This is a genomic window from Paenalcaligenes sp. GW821-LYS-B07-1, assembly GCF_058803365.1.
On the sequence record NZ_CM179516.1, the window covers coordinates 2,863,802 to 2,876,953 of the forward strand.

Sequence of the window (13,152 nt, forward strand, 5' to 3'; positions counted from 1 at the left end):
TTTACCTGTCTACCACCAAGCGCACACTGATATCACGCTGAGCATCGTTGCGATTCAATTGCAGTAGGCGTGGTCCAGTTTGGTCGTAACGCTGCAGACGCACACGCCAGCCATCCTGCACAAAAGCCTCAGGCCGACCTTCAGCATCACGCTCAGCTGTCATACTAGTTTGCCCTTGCAACCACGCACGTAAATACGCGACTGGGATAGGGCTGCCCAACAACTGCTCTACCAATTCATCAGGCCCTGTTGCATATTCCATGCTGCCATCAGTACGCTGCAAACTAGCACCTTGAGGCATGACCAGCACTCGTGCCAATACTGTACCCATAGGGTTGGTCAAATCTATCTGCAAAATGCCTTGTTGATCTAACCATGTAAAGCCGCCCTGCACTGCTTGGCGCTCACCTGCAAACTCTTGCATGGTGACGGCAAACCTCCCACTGCGCTCAAATGATTGAGCCAGGGCTACCTCACCGCCCCCATCAGAAGATGATGGTAACGGTGTCGCACATGCACTCAATAACGCGGCAAGTGCCACCCATGCCAAATGTCGCCAAGAGCGGAAAAAAGAAAATACAACGTTCATGATGAATTAAGGCAGTGTAACGCCCAAGCGTTTCAAAGTATTGAGCAAAGCTTCATTCGTAGGATCGTGCGCCAAGGCCTCTGCCCAAACCTGTTTAGCCTGTTCTGGACGACCATCCACCCAGTACACCTCACCCAAATGTGCCGCTACATCAGCGGAAGGCATGAGCGCATAAGAACGCTCTAGGTATTCGGCCGCAGCTTGGTAATCGCCCACACGGAACAAGTACCAACCCACACTATCCAAAATATAAGGATTGTTTGGCTCAAGCTCCATGGCTTGTTCTAGCAAATCTTGCGCTTCATCCAGATTACGATTCTGATCCGCCAGGGTGTAGCCCAACGAGTTATAAGCATTAGCCTCAGAAGGCTCTAGCTCTATTACTTCACGCATAAGTTTTTCAAATTCAGGATAACGCCCTTGGCGTTCGTACAGCATTGCCAAGTCGTACTTGATCTCGGCAGTATCCGGTAATTCTTTATTGGCGCGCTCCAACACCGTTGTTGCCGTATCGGTACGGCCTGCTTCACGGTAAATAGATGCACGAGTCAGTGCCACCACGGCTTGTTCTTGGCGATCCTGTGTACCCAATGCATCTAGAGTGCGCTGCGCTTTTTTCAGATCACCCGATCGCGCTTCCAATACAGCACGGTGTACACGCGACTGGAATCGCAGCATTGGCTCTTCAATAAGATCTAGCTGTCTGATAGCTTCTGCATAATCTTTGCGCTCTTCTGCAATGCGTACCAACAACAAACGCGCATCGGAAATGCCTGCCAATGCATCGCTTACGCCATCATTCACACTACGTCTACGTTGGCTTTGTACACTGATGAACTCATTCAGCCCTTCTATAGCCTCATCATAACGTTGAGCACGCAACAGCACTTCTGCCTTGGTGTACAGCAAATCAAAATCTTCAGGGTTGCGAGCCTGCATGCTATCAATCAAGGCCAACGCCTCGTTGAATTTACGGTGATCCACAAACCGGCTGATCAGCAACAGCTGCAATTTACGCATATCTGGATTGCGTTGAACGACTGCTGAAGCTTCTTTTAGTGCGGTTTCTACATCCACGTGCAAACCGTACTCCAACACACGCTGTGCAGCGGCTTCGGAATCAGGAGAGCGTTCTAGTGCTTGTCTCGCCTCGTACAACGCACGCGCTGGACGCTGCGCTGCCCATGCCACATCCGACAACGCCAAATGCGATACCGTTAATTGACGTAGATCGGGTGGAATGGCTTCTTCTAAGACTTCCAACGCCAAGCGTGGATCCACCATGCGTGCTGACAAAGACATTGCCTGAATAATGGCCTGCTCTTTGTTTTTAGCGCTATCAATACGCTGACGCAATGCTTGCGCCATGCCTCTGGTGTTACCGGCAGAGGCTTCCAGCGCCAATACCGTGGCTTTAGCTTCTGGATTTTCGGGCGCTAAACTGTTCCACTCACGTGCTGCACGCAGCGCACGAGACTGGTTGTAATCAATCATAGAGAGCTGAAAGGACTTTTCAGCAAAACGGGGATCTAAAGTGTCTCTGGCCAAATCTAGAAAAGTTTGGCTCGCTGTATCAAAATCACCTGATTGTGCCGCTACTTCTGCCACCAAGACTCTATACATGATGTCAGCACTCAGGCTGACTTCTGGCAACTCTCCACTGCGCAAGTAAATATGCTCAACCTGCTGCTCGGGTGCGAGCGGGTTTGGAGCGGCATGAAGCAGCCCCGAATAAAGAGGAGCAAGCAAAAAGGAGCCAAATACTAAGGAATACAGATTCATCCAGAAAAACCGTCGCAAAAGCGCGTAAGATTAAGCAGTCAGATGGCTTATTGAGGCCGCCCCGTTCACCAAATGTTAGCACCCCACTATGCCTGAATTGCCAGAAGTTGAAACAACTCGTCGCGGAATTGCGACGGTTATGACTGGCCATACGCTACGTACTTTGATCGTACACGAACCTAGAATGCGTTGGCCAATTCCCGAAGAATTGCCCGAACTTGTACATGAACAACCTGTGCTGGCCTGTGGTAGGCGCGGCAAGTACTTGTTAATACAGTTTCCCCACGGCACGCAGCTTATTCACTTGGGTATGTCTGGTTCGCTGCGCCGTGTGGCCTTAGACGCTCCACGTTTAAAACATGACCATGTGGAGTGGTTGTTCGACGAGTCCAGATTCCTGTTACATGACCCTAGACGCTTCGGTTCTGTGTTATGGCACCCAGCTCAAAATGGCGATGTGCTTCAACACCCTTTGTTACAAAAACTAGGCGTAGAGCCCCTAGGAGATGACTTCACTCCTGCTATGCTATTTGCCCATTTGCAGAAACGTAAGCTCGCCATTAAGCCCACACTACTTAGCGGGCAGATTGTCGTTGGCGTAGGCAATATCTATGCGTCAGAGTCTCTCTATAAAGCAGGCATACACCCTGAAGCACCTGCCAATACCATTTCTAAGCCTCGAGTTGCCAAACTGCATACTGCTATTGTTCAAACCTTGAGTGATGCCTTGGCATCTGGCGGCAGCACCCTTAAAGATTACGTAAATGCTAGCGGTACGCCCGGTGCGTATTTCGAACTGCACTCCAAGGTGTATGACAAAGAAGGCAAGCCCTGCCCTCAATGCCAAAAGCCCATATTACGTCTAGTACAAAGTCAGCGAGCGACCTACTTTTGTAGTCGCTGCCAACGCCGTTAACGCTCTTGCAATACCTTGCCTGGATTCATCACACCATTGGGATCCAAGGCTTGTTTGATTTTATGCATCAGTGCCAACTCTACGGGATCTTTATAGTGTGGCAGTAGATCCCGCTTAAGCTGACCTATACCATGTTCTGCACTAATAGAACCATGGAAAGCATGCACGCTGCCGTGCACTAGTTCATAGATAGCCTGCTGTTTGCTTAGTAGCTCATCTTCGTCATACGCCGTGCCACGCGCTACGTTGTAATGCAAATTACCATCACCCAAGTGCCCAAAGATCACGTGCTCTACACCAGGAAACTGTTGCTGCAGCATGGCGTTGGTTTTTTCTACAAAGGCTGGAATAGACGATACCGGGATGGACACATCGTGCTTCACACTTTTGCCAAAGCTTTTCTCTGACAATGGAATGCTTTCACGCAAATGCCACAGCGCTTTGCTTTGTGCCACGCTTTCAGCAATCACCGCATCTTGCACAATACCGGCTTCAATAGCATCACTCAGCACCACCTCAAAACGTTCACGCGCATGCGCTTCGCTTTCGTTATCAGACAACTCTAACAAGGCAAACCACGGAGATTGAGAGCCTTCCTCGTCAAAGGGTAAGCGTTGCTCAGGATAGCAACGTATAACACCATCTAAGCAGTTTTGACGCATCACCTCGAACCCGGTCAGGCTAGCCCCAAAACCCGCTCTGGCTAGAGACAGCATTTTTACAGCATCCTCCAACGAGGCCAATGTCAGCATCGCTGTACATTGCGCCACAGGAAGTGGATAGAGCTTTAGGGATGCGGCGGTAATAATACCCAACGTCCCTTCACTACCTATGAACAAGTCACGCAAATCATAGCCAGTATTGTCTTTACGTAGTCCACGCAAACCATGCCAAATCTGGCCGTCTGCACACACCACCTCTACACCTAAACACAGCTCACGCGTATTACCGTAACGCAGCACCTGGGTACCACCAGCATTAGTGGCCAGATTACCGCCAATGGTGCAACTACCTTCCGCAGCCAAGCTTAACGGAAATAACCTACCCGCTTGCTGTGCTGCTTCTTGTACATTTTGCAGAATGCAGCCTGCCTCTACGATCATGGTGTCATTATCGGTATCCACATGGCGAATACGATTCAAACGGGTCAGCGACAACACTATTTGGCGTCCACGGTGATCGGGTGTTGCGCCTCCACATAAGCCCGTATTACCACCTTGCGGCACGATACTGAACCCATGCTCTACACACCACCGTACAACCTTAGCGACTTCCTCGGTGCTGCCTGGACGTACTACTGCCTCTGCCTCGCCGGAGTAACGTTCTCTCCAGTCGGTCAAAAACGGGGCCATCGCGTCGCCCGTCAACACATTATCCGCATCTAATAAAGACCGTAAGCTAGCCAACTCTGCCATGCAATGCCTCTAAAAAAACCAAAGCTGTGTTTATCTGTTTCATAGCATACTCCCATGAGCGATAATAAGGGGTTAATCATTGCCTTTCATGAGGATTTTCATGACCTCCACACTTTTGCCTGATGCCGTTTTCAAGGCCTACGACATACGGGGAACCATCCCTGTACAACTCAATGCCACCTTTGCTCACTTACTGGGGCAAGCATTGGGGACAGAAGCACTGAAAAACGGTGTTGAAAGCGTTGTCGTTGGCTATGATGGCCGACACAGCAGCCCTGAATTGGCCAAAGCCTTGCACGCTGGTATCAATAGCGTAGGGGCAAACAGTATTGATCTGGGTCTAGTTCCTACACCTCTGGTGTACTACGCCGCCCACGTACTAAAAACAGGTACAGGCGTTGCCATTACAGGTAGCCATAATCCGCCAGAGTACAACGGCTTCAAGATGATGATGGCTGGCCGTACACTGCACGGCGAAGACATCCAACAACTCAAGCATGCTATGCAAGCTGGTTTTACCCCAGCCGCCACTCCCGGTGAGTGCACACAGCAAAGTTTGCTGGATCAATACATAGAAGAAATTCATAACAGCGTACGTTTGGTACGCCCCATGAAAGTCGCCGTTGACTGCGGCAACGGTGCCGCTGCCATCGTGGCTGAAGCCTTGTTCCAGTCTCTAGGCTGCAAAGTAGACATGTTGTACGGTGAGGTAGACGGCGATTTCCCTAACCATCACCCCGATCCCGCAGACCCCGCCAACCTAGCAGACCTGATCCATCACGTAGAAAACAGTGATTGCGAACTGGGTCTTGCCTTTGATGGCGACGGCGACCGCTTAGGCGTAGTCACCAAATCTGGCGAAATCATTTGGCCTGATCGTCAACTGGTGCTGTTTGCTCGCGATATTTTGCAACGTGAACCTGGTGCATCCATTATTTATGATGTGAAATGCAGCCGCCACGTTGGTCTAGAAGTTGGCAAAGCAGGTGGTACTCCGCTGATGTGGCAAACTGGTCACTCACTGATTAAAGCCAAACTTGCTGAAACTGGTGCCCCTCTGGCTGGCGAAATGAGTGGCCACATTTTCTTTAAAGAGCGTTGGTATGGCTTTGATGATGGCCTGTACACCGGTGCCCGTTTATTAGAAATTTTGGCACGTAGCCATGAGCCATCAGAAACACTGGAAGGCTTGCCACAAGACTTGTCCACACCAGAGCTAAAGCTACCTATGAACGAGGGCGAACCGCATGAGTTTGTTGCTCAACTACAGCAATCTGATGCCTTTGAAACCGCTCAAGAGCGCATCACCATTGATGGTATTCGTGCCGAATATGAAGATGGCTTTGGCTTGGCTCGCGCCTCCAACACAACACCAGTAGTAGTGCTACGTTTTGAAGCGCAAAACGAAGAAGCACTAGTACGTATTCAAAATGAGTTCCGTACTGCTATTCAACGTCTGCGCCCTGATCTAGCTTTACCCTTCTAAGCGCTGAGGACTAGGGGCTGGCTGCTCTGTTGGCACGGCCCCTAATGCTTTATAGACCTCTAGGTGTTGCAGCACAATTTTGTGTACATCAAACACCTCTTCTGCCAGTTGCCTACCCGCTTGCCCCATTTGTTGACGCAAGGCTTTATCTTGCGCCAAAGCTTGCACCGCCAACCATAAGGCTTTGGCATCTTGTACGGGCACTAACACGCCACTCACACCGGGCTCGATAGCATCTCTACAACCTGCCACGTCGGTAGTCACCACTGGAATCCCTGCTGCTGCCGCTTCCACCAAGGATTTAGGCAAGCCCTCACGATAGGACGGCAACACAGCAATGTGACTTTGTGCGTACAACGTGGGGATATCAGAACGCTCACCCAGCCACTGCACAATACCCTGATCGTGCCATTGCTGCATTTGCTCTTTACTAACACTAGCAGGATTACCCGCATCTGGGCCGCCCGCAATACACCACACGATGGCGTCATCGGCCTCACCGCTTAGGCGCGCCGCTTCCACGTACTCGCGCACCCCTTTATCATTCAGCAGCCTTGCTACCATCAACACCTGAACAGGTGGTTCTGGTGGGCTAGGGTGTGGCGGGAATTTCTGCAATTCCACACCAGAACCACGAATCATCACTACCTGACTTTGGCGTACCACTTTGGCCTGCAATAAGACGTCTCTATCACTGGCGTTCTGGAAAATTACCCTGCTGTTCTTATGCCCCAACGCCACGCGGTACAACATGATGGCTAATTTACGTACCAGACCAGCTTGCTCGTTAATGAACACATACCCCAGCCCCGACACCGCCGCCACAAAAGCAGGCACTCTGGCCAGTCTAGCTGCGATACCACCATAAATAACAGGCTTGATAGTTACAGCATGCACCACTGCTGGTTTTACCTTGCGAAACAGCTTGTACAACACATGCAGAGTTTGCAGCTCTTGTAATGGATTCTTGCCGCTACGGCTCATCGGTAACACATGATGAGTGAAACCCAAGGCACGTATTTGCTGTACCGCCTCACCCGCCATTGTCGCGACGTGCACCGCATACCCCTGCCGCTTCGCCTCCATCGCAATCTGAGCACGGTGCGACAAAAAGAACGCTGGGTTATTCACCACCATCAAAAGTCGACATTCAGCTTCTACTTTTGGCGCACCATCTTGCCACAATGTGACGTAACGCTGCACCATTTTGTCTAAGCCAAACTGCTGCACGCGCAACAAGGCTTGGTCGCGTTGTTTTTGTCGTTCAGACGAATGCACATCACCCAGCACTTGGTTAATGCCTTGTGCCAACGCTTTGGCATTACGAGGAGGCACAACCACACCGGTTCCTGCCAAAATACTGGCGGCATCCCCCACATCCGTGACCACGCAACTTACGCCTGCAGCCATGGCTTCGCACACCACATTAGGAAAACCTTCTGCTTGGCTAGACAACACATGAATATCTAACGCCGCCATAATGGCGGGAATATCGTCCCTACGCCCTAATAGCAGTACCTTATCCACCAAACCATGTTGCTCTAGCAACGCCATAACATTGACGTTATCAGCGCTTAACCCCTCGCCCACCAATACACAGCGTGCTTCGGGAAAGCTCTTTACCACTTGTGCAAAAGCGGCCAGTAAATTGGCATGATCTTTGAGTGGGTTCCATCTAGCAATAGCACCGATCACTGGCTGATCTAACGATAGCCCTAGCTCATGGCGCATTTGCTCACGCGTACCTTCTGGCACTTTCCAACGTCGCAAATCATAGCCATTAGGGATCACTACCATCCTGTCGGCGTCATAACCCCATGCTTGATGACGTTGAGCAGCATTTTCTGCACACGCCACAATCGCCGTAGGAATACGGGCAGAAAACTTGGCACACACCCACGCTACTACTCGGGACTTAGGGCTACCTTTGTGCAGGTTTTCACCCGAGTTACGTATGCCCCATACGATACGCTTCACGCCCGCACTACGTGCTGCCATTCCACCTATCAGATCAGCATGGTACATCCACGTTTGCACCACATCGGGGCGCAAGGTTTTCAGCAAATTACGCAGTTTAAAAAAACCCGGAATCAGCCCTAGCACACCGCCCATCTGCAAGCAGTACACCGTGATGCCTGCCTGACGCAACCGCTCACCGTAAATATCTTCACCGCCCATGGAAATCACGATGTGTTTCACATTAGGATTAGGAGACGTCACCAAACGGAACAGTACGGCTTCTGCACCGCCCTGCCCTAGACCAGAAATAATATGTACAACGACTAAAGGGTGTGTAGCGTCTTGGTTCATAGCACTACTCTTTTTGCATAACCTGTTTGAATACCTGATCCCACTGCTTCAAGACTACGTCCAGTGCATAACGATCACGTACGGATTGCGCTGCGCGTTGCCCTAATGCACCACGCAAACGCCTGTCATCCATTAACTCTGCTAACGCTTGTGCCATAGCGGCTTTATTACCTACTGGCACTAATCGTGCATCTTTGCCTTGCTGCGAAATATCGGCTGGGCCACTAGGACAATCAGTAGTCACGCATGGCAAGCCCAACGCCATCGCCTCTAGCAAAGCATTAGGGAAACCTTCGTACCGTGAACTCAATACAAAAATCTGCGAATGCGCTAATTCATGCCAGGGGTATTCAGTACGACCAGGAAGATGAATACGATCTTTCAAACCCACTAGCTCGGCTTGTCGCTCTAGCTCTACACGCTGTGGGCCTTCACCGTGTATGTATAAATGCCAATCAGGGCGCTGTTCAGCTACGTCCGCAAAAGCATTAATTAACAGTGAAAAACCTTTGGCTGGCACGAGCCTACCTAACGCATCAATGCGCGCAGGCGTTTCTTTTTCTACAGATTCCTGGCGCTGAATATGCCAAATATCATTGGGCAATGGGTTGGGGATAGCAACCACAGCAGGCAGACGTTGCACCATAGTACGCAAGGCTTTTTCAGCATCGGAAGTTTGCACGCATACGGCAGACGCATTGCCATAGTATCTACGTCGCAACCAGCCTAATACACGCCCCACGTTGGTAGCGTGTGCCGGATTAGTACGCTCGCACACCACTACAGGCACATTCAACCCGCGCAAACTCAGCAACGTAGCCACATTTACGTTAGTCAAAAAACTCAACACTACGTCAGGTTTTTCTTGGCGCACCACACGGCGCATTCCCAACCATTTACGTAGCACACTGGGCACCGGCAACACGGGCAAATGCTGCTTTAGCCAATGCACCCGTACGTTGTCATTAATGGGATAAAAACTACGAGAAGAGCCCAAATGGGTGGGCACTAACACCACCTCATCACCACGCGCTGCCCACGCATTGACTAACGTGGCTGCTACTCGTTCAGCCCCGCCAGCATTCATTGCGCCCACAAAAAAAAGTATTTTCACTCTTACACCCGTAGAGTTCTCAACGTTTGGTTCGCGTTGGTGCCTTCAGCAATTGCTCCCATTGTGCCATGATCCTAGCCGCTGAAAAACGATCACGCACATCCACAGCACGGCGCGAAAATGCCACGCGCTTCAACGGGTGCGCCATCATGTCGGAGAGGTGTGCGGCCAAAGCTTCTGGGTCTTCAACAGGTTGCACCAAGACACCATCCAAGTCGGCTCGAATGATTTCGCGTGGGCCGGTATCACAGTCAAAAGCAACAGCGGGCAAACCGCATGCCATGGCTTCCAACAAGGTGTTAGACAACCCCTCGGTGCGAGAGCTCAGCACATACAAATCAGAGGCTTCGTACCACTCACGTATGTTGCCTGCCCTACCTACTAAAGAAATACGCTGCCCCATATGCAAACTATCAATCTGTGCTTGCAAAGCCTCACGCTCAGCACCTTCACCAACGATAGCCAAATCCCAATGAGGGAAATATTTGGCCAGCAGAGAAAAAGCCTGAATCAGTACATCAAAGCCTTTCACTGGATGCAGTCGCCCTACTGCCAATAACCGCTGCCTACCTTCACGATCAGGTGGCGTAATCACTGGTTGCGCATCTGGCAACGGCCAGCGCACTGAGTTAGGAATAATCACCACATTTGAGCCGGGTACGTTTTTCTGTATCCAGCTAGCTGTGCCTGAGGTTAGCGCCACAACAGCCTCTGCACGCGGGTAGGCCCACCGACGCAGCTTCTGCCACACTTCGGGCAGCTTCTGATAAGGCGGATGCGTATGCTCCGACACAATTACTTTGCACGGCAACTTCTTGGCGGCGGCAACCGCCAATACAGATGACGTCGTCATCATGCCCAGCACACAGTCTGGTTTTTGTTTACGGAAAATTCGGCGTAATTTACGTATGCGTTTCCAGTTGGCCAAGGCACCACGCCAACCGCCACCAGAATCACCTGCTGTGCCCAACACAAAGCGCTGCACACTATCCGGCAGGCTATACACATCCGACTCGCGCGTACTTTGCGTCACCAAGGACACTTTGTGCCCAAGCTTCTGCCAGTATGTGGCTAGATCCACCGCCACTCGTTCTGCACCACCCCCGCCTAGGGAGTGGATGACAATCATTATATGCATCATGCGATCAGAAATAGGTCACAGAAATTTTAGTTAGTAGTCGCTTTTACGGGGCGACTGGCCACCAGAAAATAGCATACAAATGAGCTGGTATACATCAAACTGGTGGCCAGCATAATACCCTGTACGCCTAAGCGCGGAGCTAGGGTTAAGGTCAATATGGCCTTCACCACAAAATTTAATACAGCAATGCTGGCCATCAATCGGTAACGCTGCTGACTGGCCAGCAACTGCACTAAGACTAGAACGCCAAAATAAAATGGCAACTGCATCACGCCCCAGCGTAATACTTCAGCCACTTTAGCGGTATCTGCAGCCGTAAAAGCACCACGTTCATACAGTAATGCTATACCCCACGGCGCCACCACCCATGCTACCAACGCCACTACCAAACCCGCTAGCACCATCAACAATGACCAACGCAAGGCCATTGCTCGTGCTCGTTGCGTATCGCCTTGGCTAATAATGTCAGCCAATACTGGTAATGCTGCACGACCTACCGAGGCTGCACCCACCCCCAGCATTAAGGAGATAAAACGGTTGGCATAGCCAAATGTCGCGTTGGCATTACCGCCCAATTGTGCCGCAGCATACTGATCCACTGGGCCCACAAAGCTCATGGCCACCTGACCAATCAGCATGATGGTGGCAGCTTGCATTAATGCAGGCCATTGTTCGGCCTGCCAACCCCATTGCGGACGTACCGAGATTTGGTCGGCTCGTTGCGCCAAGATATGCAGCCATACGCACTGCACTATATAGCCTAGCAACGTACCCCATAGCAGTGGCCCTGCCATAGCACCCGGCGGTGCCAGCAGTACCCAAATTAGTATAGAAAACGCTGGCACACTGTCCAGCAATGTATTGATGTGGCGCTCTCTGGCGCGCAGTCGTGCCGCACTAAGACCAATCAATAGCGTAAACAAAGCCGCTGGTGCAAATGCATGAATAAGCTCCATGCTCATGGCTTTGGTACCGGCATTTAAGCCCGTACCCATGATTTGCATCACCCACGGCCAGCAAAACCAGAGTAACGTCGCCAATACCACGCCCAAGAGCATCGTGCTGGTTAACAGCTCACCTAGGAATCGTTGACGTTGTGCATCCGACTGATTACGTGAACGCACCAGTACGGGAATCAGCACTACCGACATGGCACCCACTAGCGTAACGGGTAGCCAGTTCGCCATCACCATCGTGAATTGGTAGGCATCCACCACATCACTGATACCGTAGCGATACGCCACGGCCATTTCTTTTAATGCACCTGCAAACTTACCGAGCAGCAAAAAGACCGCCACGCGCATTGCCCCTCTGGCAATGCGGTGGTGGTCTGTATGCATTGCGCTCCAGCGCTGCCACAACCGTTTAAATATCACCCCAAGAACCGCAAGTACCAGGGCATAGCTTGTGCTAACCCTTGCTGGATCGTGAAGGCAGGTGCGTAGCCCAGCAAACGGCCTGCTTTAGAAATATCCGCTTGAGAATGGCGTACATCGCCTGGACGGAAGTCGCCGTGTACTGCATCCAGGGTGTAATCCACACCATTGGCTTTCAACTCGGCTTTCAGATAACCAAACAGTTCATTCAGCGTAGTTCTGCCACTCACAGCAACGTTGTACACCTGAGCACGTGCCTCACCTTCGGCCAACGCCGCCAAAATATTGGCTTGGATAACGTTATCGATATAGCAGAAATCACGGCTGGTTTCGCCGTCACCATTAATGGTGACAACGTCGCCTGCAACCATAGTGGCAATCCAACGAGGGATCACCGCCGCGTAGGCACCGTTAGGATCTTGTCGGCGGCCAAACACGTTGAAATAACGCAAGCCCACACTGCTGAAACCGTAAGCACGGTTAAACACATCAGCATAAAGCTCGTTCACGTATTTGGTCACAGCGTATGGCGACAATGGCTTACCAATGGTGTCTTCCACTTTAGGCAAACCAGGATGATCGCCATAGGTAGAGCTGGAGGCGGCGTACACATAACCTTTTACGCCAGCATCACGCGCTGCCACCATCATGTTTAAGGCACCGCTGATGTTCACCTCGTTGGTGGTCAGTGGGTCATTTAATGAACGAGGCACAGAACCCAATGCGGCTTGATGCAACACGTAATCTACGCCTTTGCACACTTGCTGGCAGGTTTCTGGGTGACGAATATCACCTTCAATGAAACGGAAACGTGCCCAGTTTTCTGGGCCCACGTTTTGCTGCACGCTATCCAAATTGTGCTGGTGCCCGGTAGCAAAGTTATCCAAACCCACTACCTTTTGTCCGTGCTGCAACAAGGCTTCCAATAGGTTGGAACCAATAAACCCAGCACACCCCGTCACCAACCACGTACGTGGTTGGGCTTCTAAGGTCTGCCATGCTTTTTGCAATGCTTCACTCATG

The 13,152-nt window shown here is 51.2% G+C and carries 10 protein-coding genes; 2 read left to right on the forward strand and 8 right to left on the reverse strand.

Annotation, left to right across the window (positions count from 1 at the left end):
• Nucleotide 1 precedes the first annotated feature (1 nt).
• Nucleotides 2–589: an outer membrane lipoprotein LolB gene (locus AC3QL0_RS13825; protein ID WP_493008994.1), complete on the reverse strand. Its 588-nt coding sequence runs from the start codon at nt 587–589 to the stop codon at nt 2–4.
• Nucleotides 590–595: 6 nt separating this feature from the next.
• On the reverse strand, nt 596–2,371 hold the full coding sequence (locus AC3QL0_RS13830; RefSeq protein ID WP_493008995.1) for a tetratricopeptide repeat protein: 1,776 nt from the start codon (nt 2,369–2,371) through the stop codon (nt 596–598).
• 88 nt (nt 2,372–2,459) lie between these two features.
• On the opposite strand from AC3QL0_RS13830, the gene mutM reads away from it, so the two are divergent.
• On the forward strand, nt 2,460–3,287 hold the full coding sequence (gene mutM, locus AC3QL0_RS13835) for a bifunctional DNA-formamidopyrimidine glycosylase/DNA-(apurinic or apyrimidinic site) lyase (protein ID WP_493008996.1): 828 nt from the start codon (nt 2,460–2,462) through the stop codon (nt 3,285–3,287).
• On the opposite strand, the gene AC3QL0_RS13840 is transcribed toward mutM, so the two are convergent.
• On the reverse strand, nt 3,284–4,702 hold the full coding sequence (locus AC3QL0_RS13840; RefSeq protein WP_493008997.1) for an FAD-binding oxidoreductase: 1,419 nt from the start codon (nt 4,700–4,702) through the stop codon (nt 3,284–3,286). The genes mutM and AC3QL0_RS13840 overlap by 4 nt on opposite strands.
• 100 nt (nt 4,703–4,802) lie before the next feature.
• Here AC3QL0_RS13840 and AC3QL0_RS13845 point away from each other — a divergent pair, with 100 nt between their 5' ends.
• Entirely contained in the window at nt 4,803–6,188 is a 1,386-nt protein-coding gene (locus AC3QL0_RS13845; RefSeq protein WP_493008998.1) for a phosphomannomutase/phosphoglucomutase, read from the forward strand.
• On the opposite strand, the gene AC3QL0_RS13850 is transcribed toward AC3QL0_RS13845, so the two are convergent.
• From AC3QL0_RS13850 to AC3QL0_RS13870, 5 genes are read right to left on the reverse strand one after another with little or no spacing between them, the layout of a single operon-like run.
• The gene (locus AC3QL0_RS13850) at nt 6,177–8,498 is read right to left on the reverse strand and encodes a glycosyltransferase (protein WP_493008999.1); all 2,322 of its coding nucleotides are present in this window, start codon (nt 8,496–8,498) and stop codon (nt 6,177–6,179) included. The two genes, AC3QL0_RS13845 and AC3QL0_RS13850, sit on opposite strands and share 12 nt — an antisense overlap.
• A gap of 4 nt (nt 8,499–8,502) precedes the next feature.
• Nucleotides 8,503–9,612 (reverse strand): glycosyltransferase family 4 protein, encoded by a 1,110-nt coding sequence (locus AC3QL0_RS13855; RefSeq protein WP_493009000.1) that lies wholly within the window; start codon nt 9,610–9,612, stop codon nt 8,503–8,505.
• 19 nt (nt 9,613–9,631) lie between these two features.
• Nucleotides 9,632–10,741, reverse strand: a complete 1,110-nt coding sequence (locus AC3QL0_RS13860; RefSeq protein ID WP_493009001.1) for a glycosyltransferase family 4 protein — start codon at nt 10,739–10,741, stop codon at nt 9,632–9,634.
• Between the two features lie 38 nt (nt 10,742–10,779).
• Complete coding sequence (gene murJ, locus AC3QL0_RS13865; protein ID WP_493009002.1) at nt 10,780–12,093, reverse strand: murein biosynthesis integral membrane protein MurJ; 1,314 nt, start codon at nt 12,091–12,093, stop codon at nt 10,780–10,782.
• 32 nt (nt 12,094–12,125) lie between these two features.
• A complete protein-coding gene (locus AC3QL0_RS13870; RefSeq protein ID WP_493009003.1) occupies nt 12,126–13,151 on the reverse strand; it encodes an SDR family oxidoreductase in 1,026 nt (341 codons plus the stop codon).
• Between the last annotated feature and the right edge of the window lies 1 nt (nt 13,152).